The sequence below is a fragment of the Flavobacterium glycines genome (assembly GCF_900100165.1).
Lineage (GTDB): Bacteria > Bacteroidota > Bacteroidia > Flavobacteriales > Flavobacteriaceae > Flavobacterium > Flavobacterium glycines.
The window spans coordinates 214,775-234,054 of record NZ_FNEO01000002.1 but is presented as its reverse complement, the minus strand read 5'-3'; the positions used below and the strand labels follow the sequence as shown (position 1 = coordinate 234,054).

Annotated in this window: 11 protein-coding genes; all 11 read right to left on the bottom strand. The window is 36.7% G+C overall.

Going from position 1 to position 19,280, the window contains the following annotated elements; all coding sequences use genetic code 11:
* Window positions 1-40 precede the first annotated feature (40 nt).
* Window positions 41-1,636 carry a glycoside hydrolase family 43 protein gene (locus BLR17_RS09395; protein ID WP_066329964.1) on the bottom strand — a complete coding sequence of 532 codons (1,596 nt, stop codon included), beginning with the start codon at window positions 1,634-1,636 and terminating at the stop codon, window positions 41-43.
* A 17-nt stretch (window positions 1,637-1,653) separates the two neighbouring features.
* Complete coding sequence (locus tag BLR17_RS09390; protein WP_066329727.1) at window positions 1,654-2,523, bottom strand: alpha/beta hydrolase; 870 nt, start codon at window positions 2,521-2,523, stop codon at window positions 1,654-1,656.
* 31 nt (window positions 2,524-2,554) lie between these two features.
* A complete protein-coding gene (locus tag BLR17_RS09385; RefSeq protein WP_066329728.1) occupies window positions 2,555-4,852 on the bottom strand; it encodes a glycoside hydrolase family 3 C-terminal domain-containing protein in 2,298 nt (765 codons plus the stop codon).
* Window positions 4,853-5,048: 196 nt separating this feature from the next.
* Window positions 5,049-6,491 (bottom strand): glycoside hydrolase family 1 protein, encoded by a 1,443-nt coding sequence (locus BLR17_RS09380; RefSeq protein WP_217635895.1) that lies wholly within the window; start codon window positions 6,489-6,491, stop codon window positions 5,049-5,051.
* 41 nt (window positions 6,492-6,532) lie between these two features.
* The gene (locus BLR17_RS09375) at window positions 6,533-7,765 is read right to left on the bottom strand and encodes an MFS transporter (RefSeq protein WP_066329732.1); all 1,233 of its coding nucleotides are present in this window, start codon (window positions 7,763-7,765) and stop codon (window positions 6,533-6,535) included.
* Between the two features lie 52 nt (window positions 7,766-7,817).
* Window positions 7,818-10,670: a TonB-dependent receptor gene (locus BLR17_RS09370; RefSeq protein ID WP_066329735.1), complete on the bottom strand. Its 2,853-nt coding sequence runs from the start codon at window positions 10,668-10,670 to the stop codon at window positions 7,818-7,820.
* Window positions 10,671-11,280: 610 nt separating this feature from the next.
* Entirely contained in the window at window positions 11,281-14,631 is a 3,351-nt protein-coding gene (locus BLR17_RS09365; RefSeq protein WP_066329965.1) for a glycosyl hydrolase, read from the bottom strand.
* 123 nt (window positions 14,632-14,754) lie between these two features.
* Entirely contained in the window at window positions 14,755-15,663 is a 909-nt protein-coding gene (locus tag BLR17_RS09360; protein WP_066329736.1) for a helix-turn-helix domain-containing protein, read from the bottom strand.
* A gap of 442 nt (window positions 15,664-16,105) precedes the next feature.
* A complete protein-coding gene (locus tag BLR17_RS09355) occupies window positions 16,106-16,861 on the bottom strand; it encodes a cyclase family protein (protein ID WP_066329737.1) in 756 nt (251 codons plus the stop codon).
* A 153-nt stretch (window positions 16,862-17,014) separates the two neighbouring features.
* Window positions 17,015-17,755: an SDR family NAD(P)-dependent oxidoreductase gene (locus BLR17_RS09350; RefSeq protein WP_066329739.1), complete on the bottom strand. Its 741-nt coding sequence runs from the start codon at window positions 17,753-17,755 to the stop codon at window positions 17,015-17,017.
* Between the two features lie 219 nt (window positions 17,756-17,974).
* The gene (hisD, locus tag BLR17_RS09345; protein WP_066329740.1) at window positions 17,975-19,270 is read right to left on the bottom strand and encodes a histidinol dehydrogenase; all 1,296 of its coding nucleotides are present in this window, start codon (window positions 19,268-19,270) and stop codon (window positions 17,975-17,977) included.
* Between the last annotated feature and the right edge of the window lie 10 nt (window positions 19,271-19,280).

Here is a 19,280-nt window from a genome sequence, read left to right as displayed (position 1 = left end):
ATTACAGTTGTTGAATAAATTTCATAATCTTCGTAAATGATTATTCTTTTGTGGTATAACTAAAATCATTAAAATCAGCAGCAGACTTTGATTGGCTTTTATTTCCGCTGGCATATAAGCCAATGTAAACTCCGGTAAAACCACCGGCGGTTTCCGTGCTGAGGTATTTTGTATCTACATTTCCAAGCAAGATTACAGTATCATTTCCCTGTGAATAGGCAAACTCATATGATTCAGGCGTTCCGGTAATCTTCAATTGTACAGTTCCATTTTTTAAAAGAATAGTCTTTTCAATGGCATGAATTTTACCGATGCTGTAGGCTAAAACTAATTCTCTTTCTTTTCCTTTTTTTCGAATATAAAGTTGGTAATGATGTTGAGCATCTTTGTATAGGGTAATTCCGGCTTCTTCATTTTCCGTTGACGGATTAAAATCAAGAGTGGTTGCAACTATGAAATTAAAATGTTGTTGTCTTCTGCCTATAAAGCTTAATCCCGGATTTTCATTCAATGTTTTTTCGCTTCCGTACAATCTTAAATAACCTTTGCGTTCGCTGAGCGAATAGTTTTGAGTTATCGGATTGTTGATGTAATTCCATTCAAAATCAAGTTTGTTTTGGGAGAAATCATCCGTTTGATTGTAGTTTTTAATTTTGACTTCTTCAGGGAGTTTTTCTACATTCATTTCTAAAGAAAGACTTCCATTTTTATTTACAATGGGCCATTCGTTAGTATTCCAAATTACCGGTGCTAAGAAAGTTTCACGACCTAAAATCTGATGACTGTCTAATGGTCTGAATCCTAATGCTACTAAGAACCAGCTTCCATCAGTTGTTTGTACTAAATCGGCATGACCGGTACCTTGGATTGGATTGTTTTCTTCGTTGGCATTGGCGTGAGTAAGAATTGGATTGGCAGGATTCGATTCATAATCCCCCCAAATGTTTTTACTTCTGGCGATGGTTACTTTATGTCCGTATTCCGTTCCGCCTTCGGCAATGATTAGATAATAAAAACCATCTTTTTTATATAAATGCGGTCCTTCTGGAAATTTTCCGCCGGTTCCTTTCCAGATTGTTACAGGTTCCGTAAGTAGTTTGCCTGTTGCAATATCAATTTCAGACATTACAATTCGGTTTTTTACAGCGCCCCAATTTTGTGCTGAGGTAACATAAACTTTTCCATCTTCATCAAAAAATAAACTAGGATCAATTCCGGGTGTTTCAATCCAAATGGGATTGGACCAGGGGCCGGCAGGATTTTTGGCTGTAACATAAAAGTTTCCTTTGTCAGTAATATTGGTTGTTATCATATAAAACAAACCATTATGATACCGAATTGTAGGTGCAAAAATCCCTAAAGTAACCTGTGCTTTTGCCAATGGTAATTGTTCTTCTCTGTCTAAAACGTAACCAATTTGCTCCCAGTTAACCAGGTTTTTACTGTGAAATAGGGGGACTCCCGGAAAATAACCAAAACTACTGTTAACCATGTAATAGTCATTATTGACCCTGCAGATGCTGGGATCAGGATAAAATCCTGGTAAAACAGGATTTTGAAAATGTACCTGACTAAAGCCTGTTTGCTGTATGAAAAGCAGTAGTAGCAGTAATTTTTTAGTTTTAGAAAGTTTCATTTTTTGAAGTTTATCAGTTACAGTAAGTCTTGTAATTTTAGCCAATCTCCAAAGCGTTCAATCCAGCTTTCAACAGGTAAATTCAGTTTACGCATTCCAAAACCATGACCTCCTTTAGAATAGATATGCAATTCGGCTGATTTTCCAGCGGCTAACCAATCGCTATAGGTTTTTACACTATTGGGTGCTAAACCCAATTGATCGTCTGAAGCGGCTGCAATAAATAGTGGTGGGGCATCCGCAGGAACCACCGTATTTTTTAAGGCTCCGGTGTAGGCATAAATTGGGGCTGCAAAATCGGGACGATTATTTCCTTTCGAATTATAAACGGTACCGGCAGCTACAGTGCCCCCGGCTGAAAATCCTATAATTCCAATTTTATTTTTCTCAATATTATATTCAGTAGCATGATCTCTGGCGTATTGTATTGCTGCTAAGCCATCGGCAATTGCTAGAGTCACAACGGGAGCATTAATGGAATCTAATTTTTTTCTGTTATTGAATAATGGAAAAAGCTCTTTTACCGGATCATCAGTTTCACTTTTTACTAATCGGTATTTTAATACAAAGGCAGTTATTCCTTTAGAATTTAACCATTTCGCTACCTCAATTCCTTCGCTGTTGATTGATAGGGTATGAAAACCACCTCCAGGACAAACAATCACAGCGGTTCCGTTTGCCAAGGCTTTGTCCGGTGCATACACCGTAAGTGTAGGTTGCGAAACATTGTACACTACCTGAGTTTGAAACGTTTCTGAAAACATTTCTTTTTCGTTCCAGTTCCAGTTTTCTGAACCGGCTGCTTTGCCCTGATAAAGCGGAATTACTTTTTGTGCATTTGCTGCAAAAGCACTAAATAAGAGTAGGAATATGATTTTATTTTTCATTTTAAAAATGTTTTAGATGTTCGAAAATCATTTATTTAACGACCAAATCTTTTGCAAGATGGAATTGTTTTGTTTTTTTAATGTTCAATGAAGAAGCTCCAATTTGAATAGTATAGTTTCCTGCTTCGGCAATCCAGGATGAAATATTTGAATCATAAGATGCCAGTTCCCCAGGAGTCAGTGTGAAACTAATTGTTTGCGATTCTCCGGCTTGCAATAATTTAGTTTTTGCAAATCCTTTCAGTTCTTCTGAAGGCTTTTTCAATTTTACTGATGGAGCGTTTAAGTATAATTGAACAACTTCTTTACCAGCAGTTTTTCCAGTGTTTTTGATGGTAATGGTAGCCGTAATTTTATCTTTAAATTCAGAAGAGCTCAGTTTAATGTCGCTGTATTCAAATTGGGTATAGCTTAAACCAAATCCAAATTCATAAGCAGTTTTGATATTATTGGTATTAAAATGACGATAACCCACATAAATGTCATCATCATAAGTTATTTCAGCAGGATAAGTAGGCATTACAGGATCCAGTATTTCGCCTTCCTTAAGCGGCAATTGTTTTCCTGGAAAATTTTTAGAAGAGGGAACATCTATATATGAAACTGGAAAGCTGGTCGTTAATTTTCCTGACGGATTTACTTTTCCTGATAGGATATCGGCTATGGCATTTCCGCCTTCCATACCCGGTTGCCAGGCCATTAAAATGGCATCAGCCCATTGATTCCAACTTGCCGTTTCAATAACACCGCCGGCATTAATCACTACAATAACTTTTTTGTTTTTAGCATGGAAAGATTCAGAAAGTGTTTTAAGCGTTTGTTTTTCAGCATCCGTTAAATTAAAATCATCGGCTACTTTACGGTCTTTCGATTCGCCGGAGATTCTGCCAATAGTGATAATTGCCACGTCTGAATTAGCTGCCGATGCTGTAATTATCTCATTTTTAACTTCCATTTCTTTAATCACAAAAGGATTAAAAACGTCCATAAAGGATGGAGCCGGTTTCTTTGCTTTTTCTGATTTTATATAATTTTCATAAGCTGATTTGTTGTTTTGTTGCAGTTTGAATCCGGAATTTACTAAACCTTCGTCAAGAGAAACAGTATATTTTTTTACCACATCGCCACTGCCGGTTCCTCCCGCAATGATGTCATAAGATGCGTTACCAAATAAGGCTACAGTACTTGATTTTGATAATGGTAAAGCATGATCATTTTTTAATAAAACCATTCCTTCGGAAGCGACTGTTCTGGAAACAGCAGCATTCCCTTTTAAGTCAGGCTTATTAGAATAAGGAACATTGTTGAAAGTACCTGTTTTTACAACAAGATTTAAAAAGCGTTCCACACTTTCGTCTAAATCACTCATAGCAAGCGAGCCATTTTTTACCGCATTAATAATAGTTTGTACCTGATCCGGTCTTCCCGGCATTTGTAAATCATTACCGGCTTTTAGTGAAGTTGCTGCATTTTGACCAGCAAACCAATCACTCATTACCAGACCTTTAAAACCCCATTCTTTACGCAAAATATCGGTTAGCAAGTTTTTGCTTTCGGATGTATAAGTTCCATTTATCAGATTGTATGAAGTCATCAATGTCCATGGATTTGATTTTTTGACAGCTATTTCAAAGCCTTTTAGGTATATTTCTCTTAAAGCACGTTCACTTACAATTGTGTTCAGTTTCATTCTGTTGGTTTCGGTATTATTGGCAGCAAAATGTTTTACCGAAACGCCAATACCGTATTTTTGAATTCCATTAGTAACCGCAGCAGCAATAGTTCCGGAAAGAAAAGGATCTTCAGAATAGTACTCAAAATTTCTACCTCCCAAAGGATTTCTCTGAATGTTAAAAGCAGGAGTCAATACAATATCAATTCCATAATCTTTAGCCTCACGACCTAATATTTCGCCCGCTTTTTTTGTCATGATAGTGTCCCAGGTGCTGGCTAATAAAGTACCTATTGGAATGGCTGTGGCGTATTTTGGTTTTGCAGCTGTTAAATCCATAAAATGAATTCCGGCAGGTCCGTCTGATAAGGTAAGACTGGGAATTCCTAAACGGTCTATGGCGTGCGTTCTGCCTGATGTCCCCGGAACTTTTGGTGTTATTTTGTCGTCTTCAGGATCATTAGGCGGTAATAAACCTGCCGAAGCTCCCGGAATATGCATACCCATGCCCACAACTAATTTTACTTTTTCATCAAGAGTCAAAGCTTTTACGACTTGCTTTATGTTCGTTTTGTTTAATTGTAGCGGTTCTTTAGTTTGAGCAGCAACACTCAGACTAAAGAAAGGTAAGCATATAAAAAGGAGACATTTTTTCATGAGAATGATATTAGATAAGCTAAGTTTAATGATGTGAAAATCTAACCTATTTAAGAAGTCTAAGTCCATTGAGCCTATTTTTAAGATTCCTGGATTTTAAACACTTATAGGTAGCCTAAGTGTATTGGATATTATTTAAAAGCGAATAATATCCAATTGATACTTCAAAAATTAGGGTTTGTATTTAGGTAAATAATTACTGCTTTTTATGCTGTTTAATTATTTTTTGATATTCATAAAAGCTTTGCTTTGGGATGCGTTCCTGAGTTTCAAAATCAACATAGATTAATCCGAAGCGTTTAGTGTAGCCAAAAACCCATTCGAAATTATCCCAACCACTCCAAGGGAAATAACCAATCATTTTAACGCCTTCTTTTTTAGCCTTATCTACTGCTTCAACATGGCGTTTGATATAATCCGCTCTTAGAGGGTCTTTAACGATTGGAGTTGCTTTGATGTCTTCTCCTTCAAAACCGGCTCCGTTTTCGGTAATCATAATTTCAGGATTGTTGTATTCTTTTTTAATTTTTACAAGGAATTTATACAGTTCTTCCGGTCTTACAGGTCCGTTATGGGATTTAATTTTGTCTGTATTGATATCCATCCATTTCATTTCAAACGGTTCAGAAGGATCGTATTTTACCAGGGCAGGGGCATAAAAATTAATTCCTAAAAAGTCGGGTTTGTTGGCAGCCAGAATTTTCATGTCGTCAGCTGCTGGCTGGAATGCCGGATCATATTTGGTGAAAAGATCGACCACTTCTTTTGGATAAGTACCTTTGAAATAGCCATCAAGGAAAACCGTATTTAATAATTTTTCCTGTAATGCCGACGCCTGTACATCTTTAGGATTGTTAGGATCGAGTGGGGAACAAGGAGAAAAATTGAACGTCATACCTATTTTACCGCCCAAATTCATTTTGTGGTACATTTTGATTACCTCGGCACTGGCCACAAGTTCTCTGTGTGCTTTCATCATTCCTCTGGCAAAGCGGGTAACAGCCGGTTCCTTACTTTGTTCCATGTTCATAAGGAATTCCGCAACAAAGAATTCGATATAAGGTTCGTTGAACGTGATAAAATGTTTTACTTTTTTACCATAACGTTTGAAAACAATCTGAGCATAATTTTTATACCAATTGATCATTTCCGGATTTCCCCAACCTCCTTTTTGTACCAGAGCAAAAGGATAATCAAAATGATAAAGGGTAACTACAGGTTCTATTCCGGCCGCTTTTAAATCATCAATCAGAACGTCATAGTGGGCTAATGCTTTTTCGTTCACAGCACCAATGCCATCAGGAATGATACGGCTCCAGTCTAATGAAAAACGATAGGAGTTAACCCCTAATTCTTTCATCAATTGGATATCTTTCAGATATTGTGTTCTATCGTACATGTTGATAGCTACGTTTCCTGTTTGTTTTTGTCCAATTATAAATTGAGTAACCCCAACTTTATTAGTCAAAAAATCCCATTTCGATTCGCCTTTTCCATCAGCTTGGTAAGCACCTTCCACCTGATAGGCAGCAGAGGCTACTCCCCATAAAAAAGGTTTTTGTTCTTGAGCTGTTGTTTTTTCTTTACAGCCCATAATGCTTACTATTGCAATCAAAAGAATGGAGATACGTCTAGTCATTTGGTTTATTTTTTGATTATTTTTTTTATAATTTGAAAAAGTTATAGAGCCGCTTCGACTTCAACGAAGGCTTTGTTTTTGCTAACGATTTTGTTGCTTTCCAGTAATTTAGAAACAAAAAACAAACCTAATGCAGCCATTACAGCAGCAACCCATAAAAAGGCAGATGGATCTGTTTTATCAGACAGTATACCTGCTATTGCCGGAATAATAACACCACCTACAATTTCTCCAATTCCCATTACCAGTCCCATGGCTTTGGCCTTTAAATGAACTGGTGCCGCTTCTGAAGGAAGAACAGCCGCTGCCATTGCCACACAGCCCACAGCAAAATAGCTGATAAACATTAAAGGTAGCTGAATGATAGTGTCTTTTAAAAAGAAGACTGCGAAAGGATATAAAGTTCCTAAAGCCATAAAAATAAACAGTATGGGTTTGCGCCCAAATTTATCCGAAAGCCCCGGAACAATTATCGAACCGATTAAACCGGATAGACCTAAAATTCCCATTGTTTTTCCCATTTCATCGGGACTCATGTTTTGTGCCTCGATAAAATATTTAGAAATAAAAGGAAGCGTGGCAAACCACCATCCAAAGGCGCAACAGGCCAAAGGAATTCCCCATTTGATGTTGTTGTATTGCAAAAGTTCGGTGAAATTTACAGTAGTATCGGCTTTTTTTTCAGTGCTCTCAGCCGTTGATTTTTTGATATAACGCCAGGATAGTAATGCTAAAATAATCCCAGGAATTCCAGCCACAAAAAAAGCTTTTCTCCATCCGATGTTTTCAGCAATAGCTATTAAAATAACAGGGGCAAGGATAGATCCGAAAAGCGCCGAACCCACACCTTGCAGAATTCCGGCATTCAGTCCCAAACGATTTGGAGAGGATTCTCTTTCTACAAAATTTTGCGCCAGCGGAATAACAGCTCCTTCGGAAAATCCCATGATGAATCGGGCTAAAAATAAGGTTGCAAAGGAAAGAGCAATTCCGGAACCGAAAGAACACAGCGAAAAAGTGATTACGGCCACCAGAAATACCAGTTTTTTTCGGTTTTTGACTTCTGCCCATGCCACTGTAAAATAACTTGAAAAAGCCCAGGCTAATGAAAGAGACCCAGCTAGTAATCCTATTTGGGTGTCATTCAATAACAGGTCTTTTGCTATATAAGGCATCAGGAAATTAAGTGCTAAACGATCGAAAAAAAGACAACCAAATACTAAAGCCATTAGGCTTACCATTCCGTTTTCGTAAGTGAAGAATTTGTTTTTCATAATTAGAAAAGAATAAATCCCCCTTCAAAAAAAGGGGGATTAAATTATTTAATTAGAATTTATAAGATGCAGTTAAGAAAAATGCTCTAGGCATACTTCCCTGAGTAGAATAAGCTGCATTAGGATTAGCTGCTACAAACTCTTTTGTAACTGATTGACGGTCTAAGGCAGCAGGGAAACCTCCTGTACCGGACCACCCCATTACTCCATAAGTATTCAAAATATTATTTACGTTGGCCTGAAGTCCGAATTTTTTGCTGAAATCATAGCCCATCGCTAAGTCTACTGTTGTGAATGCAGGTAACTTGAATGCGTTTTGCACATTAGCCTGTCTGGCCCCCATATAACTAAGGTTTAAAGAACTGTAGAATTTGTTTATATTATAGCTTGGACTAATGTTAAAGATTAATTTAGCATTATTATCCGTTTCGTTTCCTGATAAATCCTGTAGTACGTCATCACTAGGTCCGCTGGCATTCGCAATCCATGTTTTATAAGTTGTTGCTTTAGAATTTTGTATTGTAGCCCCCACTTTTAAAGCCAATTGATCAGTAAAAGAATAGTTGGTTTCTAGTTCAAGACCATAAGTTCTATATGCATTGAATTGGTTACCAGGGTTGTAATAGGTTCCGTCGGTATTTAAGAACGTTTGTGTTGTAGACACATTACTCAATGTGCTGTAAAAAGGAGTTGCAAATACTTTAAGTTTAGGAGTACTTATTTTATATCCTACTTCAAATTGTTCTATTTTTTGAGCATTTGGTTTAGAGTTGTCAATCAGAAATTGAGATGTTTGAGCTAAATAAAAATTAATATCTGGAGATTTTTTTCCATTAGAATAACGAACATACACAGCTTGGTCATCAGCCAGTTTATAGTTTACCCCCCCTGAAAATGAAACGGTATTCACTGTTTTGTCTACATTTAAACGTGGGCCTGCTGTTCCTCCAAAATTGTCATATATAGTCAATGGATTGTTGTCAAGACCTGCTGATTCAGCATTGGCTACAGGTTGTGAATTATAACCATAAGCACGTAATGATTCATAACGAATACCCCAATCAAAAATTAATTTATCAGAAATATTCCATTCGTGTCCAAAGTAGGCAGCAGATTGTATTTGTCTGAATGATGCAGAGCTTGCTCCTGCACTTCCCGGAAGCTGTACTCCGTTAGGATCAGTTACTTGATAGGTTTTTCCATCAAATCCAGCTAAAGTAATATCTACTAAATGAGGTTTGTTTTCCATAGTTCCTACAGCAAAACCAAAATCCTGAGATCCTCCAATTCTGCTCATCTGAGAATTTGCATAAAAACCACCCAAAATGAAATTCATGTTTTTCACTTTTTTGCTGATGCTGAAATTATCCATGAACTCATTCGTTTTACGTTCAGTGTAGAAAAGAGGCAAAAAGAATAAAGAGTTGGCTTGTACATTGCTGCCAGGGAAATTATTATTTGGACCCGGAGTAAAATTAAATCCTGCAAAGTTTCCGTTGATGATATTAGGAGATTGGGTAACTGTTCCTAAAACCTGACCATTTACACGATCCGTAAAAGTATAAGTACCAAATTTTCCTAAGGTGTGTCCGATAGCATAAAATAATAAATTATCTGTGGCAAATGGAGTAACAACAGCAGGTGAATTGCTATCATATTTCATTTTTTGTAAACGGAAATCATTTTTTAATTTAAATCCTGCACCAAGATCCTGATTCCAGTTAATACTTACTGATTTTTGTCTTGAATGCGATTTGTCTTCAGAATTAAATGTTCTTGTATCCGTATCATTGATAGGGATTTGCATTGTTAATTTAGGAAGATAGTAGGAATCAGTAGCTGAAAAACCGGCAGGAATTTTTGGATCATTCCATCCAACTGTTGGTGTAAATTCGGCAGTAGCATTTTTATCATCTAATACTTTAGCAGATATTTTTACGCTTCCTGTTTTGTATTTGTTCATAATATTGGCTCTGATTTGCCCACCATTATTCATTGGGTACCCCAAAGCTCTTGCTCCGTCAGATTCTCTGTAAAAACCACTTACATTATAAGTTAATGATTCTGATTGGTTCATAGCTCCACCTAAGTTAAGATCGGTTCTGTAATAAGGGTTTTTTAGGTTTCCTTCTAATCCAAATTTGGTTCTGATTTCTCCACCAAAAGTTTTTCCTCCTTCTTTAGATACATAATTAAAGATACCTCCCGGAGCATTAGCTCCTAAAATAGAGGCAGTTCCTCCTCTTACGGCTTCTACTCTTGCTGTTCCTGCATCGGCTCTCAGGTAATAATCCACATTTAAATTCAGGTTAGTAACCGGTAAACCATCTTCCTGCATGGAAACGTAATAATATCCATTAGCATTTTCAACGGATCCAGCCGAAATTCCTCTTGAATATACGGTATTCATTACTTCACCTCTGGCTTGGTTTACATAAACACCCGGTACGTTTTTTAATAAATCACCCGCACTGGTAGCAGCAGTTCTTTCAATTTGTTTTGCATTCATTGTAGAAATAGCTACAGAGGATTGCATTTTAGTACGTTTGTCAAAAACTCCGGTTACTACTACTTCATCCAGTACTGCCTGATCGTCAATTAATTTAATGTTTAATGGTGCTGATTGTGGTACTTTTACACTAACTTTTTGTGTTTTAAAACCCATGAACGAAACTATAATTTGGTAGGTTCCGTTTTTTATTCCAGTTAAAGTAAAGTTTCCATCAAAATCAGTATTCTGAGCTTTATTTGTTCCTTCAATAATTACGGAAGTTCCTGCTAATCCTATTCCACCTGAATCGGATACTTTTCCTTGGATTTTTCCTTCCTGAGCATAAATGCTTAAGCTAAAGAAACTGGTGCTGATAGTCAGGATTAGGATCCTAATGAATTGTGATGTTTTCATAAAATTGCACTTTTTTTAATTAGATTAGTTTTTTTTGGTTTGATTAAATAGGTATATCGTAATTATTACAAGACAAAGTTGGGAATTAAAAACAGCTTTAGTGAATCAAAAAAAGGCCACAACTATTCAAAATCAATACTTTTTCTTAAAAAAGCAGAAAAATCAATCGTTTTTTTAATCGCATCCTGAGTTTTGTATTTTATTTTAATATTGATTAGAAAGTACACTCAAAAACGAATTCTGTCAAAATGATTTACTTAGATTAGTTTGTCCTTTTTTTGAATATATATTACTGTATTTTAAATGATTATGTTTAGTTTTTTTCTTTATGTTTTTCCTTCTGCTTAGAAAAATATTAAAAGTTATGAGTTGCTGTATTTATGAAATGTTTTTCGCTTTAACCGTGTTTTGATAAGCTATTCAAAATAAATTCTCTTCTAAACGAAATTTTCTTTGTAGTAGGTGAGATTTGGCTAAATAGATATAATCTATATTAAAGTTAGGTCTTTTTTTGTTAAAAAATAACACCGAAATAGCACAAAAAAAGGTGAATCCTGAAATTTGGATTCACCCTTTTTTAAACAAAAACTAAAAACTATTTTTATGTGGGCTATTTTAGGGATAAAATAGTTACTTCACTTAATAAACCGGAAGGCAGTAGAGGAGAAGTGGCTTTGTAAAAAGGCATGGTGGTATAGGTTATTTTTTTAGCATTGGCTTGTTCATCACCAATAAGTCGGTTAACCCAAAGATTAGTTACTTTGATTTCTAAGGTGTTTTTACCCGGTTTTAAAACTTCGCTAACGTTCACTCTAAATGGTTTTTTCCAAACCACTCCCAGTGATTTTCCGTTCAAAATTACTTCGGCCAGGTTTTTTACTTCTCCTAAATCAATCCATAACTGAGTTCCTTTTTTGAACCAGTTTTTAGGAGCTTCGATGGTTTTAGTATAAGTTGCTGTTCCTGAAAAATATTTAACACCTTCGTTAGTATTTTCAGTCCAAGAAGCTAATTTATCAATGGTAATAGCATCTGGTGCGCCGCGTTCTTTTTGAAAACTCAAATTCCAATTTCCGTCAATTGTTGCAATCTTGGTTTCTGTTGGAGCAGCAATTGTTTTAGTGTTTTGGGTTGTATCCTCGCCAAAGATTACAAATACGGCGTCATTTGGTTCTAAATGCAGGGCAACTTTTGTAGTTCCATTGGCAAACGAATAAGAAGCATCTTCTGTTTTTCCGGTTTCCGGATGCCAAATTTGAACTGATTTTCCGGTAACTCTAAAATTTGCTTCCAGATTTTCAACTCTGTTGTTTCTATTGTTAACCCAATAAATTTCCTGTTCCGGTAATGAGCGGTGAACGTAGAGTAATTTAGTATCAGGCTGTGGTTTTGTGTATTCAAAATCTGGAGTGATATTCGATTTGTTCAATACTTCCTGAATACTTTGTCCGGTGTACACTTTTCCTTTTCCAATAGTTTTAACCGTGTTTTCAGTTCCCCACAATTCATTTATAATCGAATTGAATTCAGCTTTATCATCGCCTAAACTTGGAGTGTCAATTGGTTTTGGACCAACTACAGTAGCGCCCGCTTCAACCAATTCTTTTATTTTTTTAGCCACTTTTAAAGTCATTTGCTGACTGTTTTTGTCTAAAGCTAAAATTTTATACTGCATTCCGCTTGGAGTTACAATTTGCCCATTCGAAACAGAAAGCACATTGATTAAAGCATCGGCATTGACAAAATCATAATTGTAACCTTCAGGAACTTCCGGCAATTTTTTCATAAAAAGAGAAGTGATGTTGTTGTCTTCTCCGTAATAATAAATTACATCGGCTACAAATTTTCCCTGTTGTAACAAATACGAACTTCTTGCCAGATAATCAGTCCAGGATTTAGCCTGTTCAGCCCAGGTTTCATGACGGGTAAACCATTGTCCGAAAGGTCCTAGTCCTAATCCCGGGAATTTGTCATCCGAAGGCTGGTGTACCGAAGTGTGAATTACAAAACGGTTCAAACCACTCGCTAATTCCATATCGGCTGTAGGTTTCAGGATTTCCGGCGAATAAGCGAATGAATTTCCCATAGCGGTCAATGATTCGGCAGCTACTAAATTTTGTCCGTAAATATGAGCAACTGAAGCCGATTCACGAATGTCCGCTTCGTGTAAAACATAGCCACCGGACAATCCTCCCGGAGTCCACATCGCCGACATAGGAACGGCAGCTGTGCGTTTTACCTCCATACCGTCACCAATTATTGTACGACCGTTTTCATGCGATTCTGAGTAACGTTTCATACCGTGTTCGTCAAGAATTTTAGTTAAGTTGTCATAATGATTTTCAGCTGTTAATTCGCTTATGGTTTTACGGAAATCCCATAAAAATTGTTCGCTGTCTTCAGAACTTTTTATAATATGTCCGGTTAATACGGGCATCCATGGCAGTAAACTGTAACCTCGTCTTTTAGCAAATTCAGTCGGTAAATTAGCAGTCCAGTTTTGTGCTCCGGCTTCCCAGCTATCGGTTACTACATATTGTAAACCACCTTTGTTGCCCATTAATCCGGCAGTGGCACTTTTGTATTGATCCAGATAGTTTTCAAAATAAGCTCTTACTGCTACAGGGTCTAATTTATCGACTTCTAATCCTGTTGCTTCGGGTGATGCAGGATGGTTAGTAACCCCAATTAAAGAATATCCAAAGCGTACAATAGTCCAATTGCCTTTTGGTACTGACCAATTTAAAATTCCGTCTTTGTTTATTTTATCCGTCAAATCAATTACATCTGTTAGTGCAATTCCTTCGGTTGTATTTGGTGTTCCTTTTAAATTAATATTGCCCGAAGGAGCAAAGGCTGCTTTTTCTTCAAATCGATCAATTCGGGTTTCGGTGTGTAATACTATTTCGGCAATTTCTGTTCCCGGAGAAGCTTTTGGTGCGCCTGTGTCTTGTCCCATCATAGCAGCAAGGCTAAACGGAGGTGGCGGATTTTTGAAAGTAACTCTGAAATATTTAGCCGTAGTGGCAGGAATGGTGATGGTTTGTTGTAAAACCGCTCCTGCAGGAATAAATGAAATTTGCTTGAAATGTACGCCATCATCACTGGATTCAATACTGCGTGTGTCCGCCTTTTCTCCAAACATTCCAAAAGGACCTTTATCGCCACCGCCTACAACCGTTACGGCTTTGATGGTTTGTGGTTTGTCAAAAGAAAATTGAATCCAGGCATTTTCTCCATTAGTAGTTGCCGGTAAAAGATTAGTAGCAGCAAGATTTCCATCGGTCAGTTGTGTGACATTAAAATTACCGCCACTGGAAGTGATTTTAGCTTTTAGTTCGGTTAATGTTTTATCTGTTTTGGGTAATTTATAAGCCATAACCGCAATATCCTGATAATATTCCGGAGGAGTTGCTGAATGAGAGCCATCAGATAGTGCATCAAAAAACGGGATATTTTGAAAGTTTCCTGTGGTTTTTATAGCACTAGGTAAAGCTCCTGAGAATTTTTGTCCACCTTTTACAATGACTTTGTTCCAAACTAATTTTTTCATACCATCTTTGGCAGAAACCCAGGGACCACCACTTTCGCTCCAGCCCGGAGAACCGGCAATAGCCATTTCCAAACGCAATGAATCGGCTAATTTAGTAGTAAGTTTGAATGCGTCTTTCCATTCCGGATCCATATAGGACAATCTTTTGGATACAATTTGCGGAGTCATCATGGCTGCATCAAAGTTCATAAAACCACCAATTCCGATGCGGTTCATCCATGCCAAATCTTTAGTGATACCCTCTTTGGAAATATTGCCATTCATCCAATGCCACCAAACTCTTGGTTTAGCCGAATTAGGTGGATTTTTAAAATCGTTCCATAACAAGTTGTTGGTGCCTTGCGCATAACTTCCGTTACAAGCTAACATCAAAGAAAATAAGGAAACAATTCCTGTGATTTTTTTCATATACAAATTTTTAATATTTGATTTTTGCTTCAAAAAGAGAACTACTCATAAAAGTAGTAGTATACAAATTTGGTGTTATTTGTGGATTTTTGTGAATCAAAAAAAGGGAATAAGTATTCAAAATCAATACTTTTGGAGGTATTCCATTGGTGTGAGTCCCGTTTGTTTTTTGAAAAAACGCGCAAAGTTGCTTGGATTTTGATCACAGAGTTTGATGGCAATTTCTGAAATGTGTAAATCGGAATATTTTAATAATGTTTTGGCTTCCAGAATAATCATTTCCTTAAGTAAATCCTGTGCGGTTTTATTGGTACATGTTTTTACGCATTTGTTGAGATAATTGGGTGTAATGTTCAGTAAGTTAGCGTAATCTGAAATATTTTGGTATTTGTAAATGTGTTGACTTAATTTGTTTTTGTAACGCTCTGTGATGTCAAAAAAAGAGTTTTTGGTTTTCTTTTCCTGGAATGGAAGTTCTTTTTTTAATTCTTCAAAAATCACTAATAAATGATAAGCAATAAGGTTTTTGTTTTCGGGATTTCCAGTTTTGTAAATTTCTAACAATCTATTCAAAATAAACTCTATGTTGTTTACCGTTTCTTCCGATAGTTGGATTACCGGACTGGACTGGAATTGAAAAAACGAAAATTGCTCACTTAGATAGTTTTTAGGCAAAAATTCGAAAAGTTTTTCGTCAAAATGGCAATAAAAACCTTCAGCATCGTCACTAATCATTTCGTGTTGCGTGATTTGGTAAGCAGGTAATAAAAAAATGGATGAAGGACCAAATTCATATTTATTCAACCCCTTACTTCTTTTGGAATTTCCTTTTTTTAAAAAAATAAAATCATGTACAGTTTTGCGATGGGGCAATACCTGAAAAGAAGATTTTTGTGCAATAATATCTAATTTGTTGATATGGTATTCCGGATTAATAGGATTGGAAATATTTGGCGTCCAGTTGGTACTATCTGCATGAAAACGATCCATTTCGGATGGAATCAAGGTTGGGATGTATTCTTTATTAGACATTTTGAAATTTTACTTTTATTACTATACTATTATAAATTTACAAAATTTATCTGTTGCACGTGCAAAACGAAAAGTGAGGTAGAAAAAAAATGTACCAGAAACCATAATGTTTAAATATAGATTCCCGGCACATTTTCAAAGAAATGTATTTTAATTCAACTAGTCATTAAGTGGTTGATTTTTATTAAGTTAACTCGTTTGGTGAAATTGTGTTTTGATTGTAAATTTTCGTCAGTTCGAGTGATCCCGCTTTTGGGCGGGATCGTATCGAGAACAAGAAAATTTATCATCAAAAACGGTTCTCGATACATTTTTTGCTTCATTTTATTACGCAAAAAACACTCGAACTGACGTTTTTGATAATTACACCCAATGGGTTAAGTTATTAGTAATCTAAATGCTGCTTAATTTCTTAATGGTTTAAAAAATATATGGTTTTAATTTATTCAATTATAGCCACCGCTCTTGTCCAACCGGCACTTGCTCCTTTAATTTTTGCAGGAAAACAAGCTACTTTAAATCCAAAAGGAGGTAAGGCTTCCAGATTTGCTAATTTTTCAATTTGGCAATATTCTTTTTCAATCCCTACATAATGTGCCTGCCAAATGATTCCCTGACGTGGATTGTTTCTATAATCTTCTGCCTGAATGTGTAACGGTATATCCCATCCCCAGCCATCAGTTCCCATTACTTTGATGCCCTGATCTATTAGCCAATGAGTTGCTTTTGCGGAAGCGCCCACATGGATGCGTACAAAATCGTCATTGTGAATGCGTTTGTCAGCATCACAGCGGATAAGAACAATATCAAAAGGTTTCAAGGTGTAATTGATTGCGGCTAATTTTTCAATCAAATCTTCCGGTTCAAACATATAGCCATCCGGTTTGTCGGTGAAATCCAAGACCACACCGTCATGGAAAAACCAATCTAAAGGCATCTGGTCAATCGTGCGGGAAGGTTTTCCTTCGCAGGTAGGGAAATAATGATAAGGAGCATCTACGTGAGTCCCGCAATGACTGGTAACGGTAAGTAATTCTCCGGCTGGGCCATTGTCTTCGATAAAAACATCGGTCAATCCTTCAAAGAGTTTTCCTCCCATTTTTTTAGCACCTTCCTTATGGTCTTCGTATACAATTGTAGTTGGTAGCGGTTCTTTTATCTCTTCTGATATGGTTACTGAAAGATCAATTATTTTCATGATTTGTGTTTTTTATATTTAATTACTATTGTATAAAATTAGTACACAGATAAAACGGATTTTAGCAGATTATCACAGATTGATATTGAAAAAAAATACAAAAAATCTGTTTTTATTTGTCTAATCTGTGTCATCTGTGTTCCTTTTTGTTTTTTATTTCAAAAGTCTTCCTCCATCCACTGTTATAATTGTTCCTGTTGAGAATTTTAACAGAGTAGCAGTTGATAAAACGGCATTGGCAACATCTTCTCCCAGGGCAAATCGTCCCAGTGGGGTGCTGTCTTTTTGGCTTTTTAAAAAAGCAGGATCTATATTGACAGTGTATTCGCCTTCGACAAAACCGGGTGATACAGATACGACTCTTATTTTTGGAGCTAAAACCCTTGCCAATGAACGGGTCATGGAATCCAAAGCCGCTTTTGAGGCACAATAAGCTACATTACTGCCGATGCCGAAAATTCCGGCAATGGAGGAAATATTGACTATGAGTGCCGTGTCTTCGGTAGATTTTTCCAATAAATCTCTAAATGCTCTCACCATGGCAAAAGAACCTCTAAAGTTGGTTTGCATGATTTTGTCAATCCATTCATCGCTCAATTCGTCGAGATTGTCGTGAGCAACGGGAGTTGTAATTCCGGCATTGTTTACTAAAACATCCAGCTTTCCGTATTGGTCTTTAACAAATTCACTAAAGGCTTTTAGTTTTTCGGAATCCGTTGTTGGAGCATGAAAAACAGCGTGATTTCCTTCGGGCAAAGTGGCTATGAAATCAGTAGCTCTTTTTGAATTCGAATTGTAAGATATGATTACGTCGTATCCGTTTTCTGCAAATTTCCGACTGATTGCCGAACCGATTTCGCCAGATCCTCCTGTTATTACTACCGTTTTACGCATCGTTTTATTTTTTTAATGTGAGGAAAAAAACGTTGGATGTAATTATTAAAAACGTCTATTCGAGTGTTTTTTGTGCAGTGAAACGGAACAAAAAATGTATCGAGAATCGTTTTTAATGAAATTTTTCTTGTTCTCGATACAATCCCGCCCAAAAGCGGGATCACTCGAACTGACGAAAAATTATCCTCAAAAATTAATTATATCCAACAGGTAAAAAAATTATTTTACTTCAACTTCTTTAGAACCGTATCTTCTAACACGAATATCAGCTTGTTCTTTGTGTCCGTAGAAATTTTCAATTTCGCACAAACGGGAGCAGTATTCTCCAATCATTGCACTGGCTTCAGGTGTTCTGATTTCCTGATACGAACAGGTTTTTAAAAATTTACCAACCCATAAACCGCCTGTATATTTAGCACCGTGTTTAGTAGGCAAGGTATGATTAGTTCCGATAACTTTATCACCATAAGCTACATTAGTGTATTTCCCTAAGAACAAAGCACCGTAATTGGTCATGTTTTTAAGGAAGTATCTTGGATCGGCAGTCATTACCTGAACATGTTCGCTTGCAATTCGATCCGCTTCGGCTACCATTTCGTCAATTGTATCCACTAAAATAATTTGACCATAATCTTTCCAGGCAATACTGGCTACATCGGCTGTAGGTAATACTTTAAGTTGTCTTTCTATTTCTGCGATGGTTTCGTAGGCTAATTTTTCTGAATTAGTCAATAAAATGGAAGGAGATGTTGGGCCGTGTTCTGCTTGTCCCAATAAATCTACCGCACAAATTTCTGCATCAGAAGTTTCATCGGCAATTACCAAAGTTTCTGTTGGTCCAGCCAATAAATCGATTCCTATTTTCCCGAACAATTGTCTTTTGGCTTCAGCCACATAAGAATTTCCAGGGCCTACAATCATGTCTACGCTTTCAATTGATTCCGTTCCAAGTGCCATAGCAGCAATAGCCTGAACTCCGCCAAGAATGTAAATTTCATCGGCACCAGCCATAGCCATTGCAGCGATAGTTGCAGCAGGGATTTTTCCGTTAATAGGAGGTGTACAGGCAACTACGCGTTTTACGCCTGCTACTTTTGCAGTTAAAACACTCATGTGTGCCGAGGCTACCATTGGATAACGACCTCCGGGAATGTAACAACCTACGCTGTTTACGGGAACGTTTTTATGTCCCAAGAAAACACCGGGTAGTGTTTCTACCTCAATATCACGCATCGAATCTTTTTGATGTTGAGCAAAGTTTCTAACTTGTGCTTGCGCAAATTTGATGTCTTCAATTACTTGTGCAGGAACGCTGTTGATAATTTCTTCAATAGCATTGGCCGAAAGACGAAAGCTTTCCGGTGACCATTTATCGAATTTTTCAGACAATTCAAATAAGGCTTTATCGCCCTCTGTTTTTACCTGTTCGATAAGGTTTTCAACAATTTCTCTTACCTTTTTATCGTTAGTTTCTGCTTCAAATAGAGCAATTCCTTCTTTAATTATTCTTTTCATTATGTCTTTT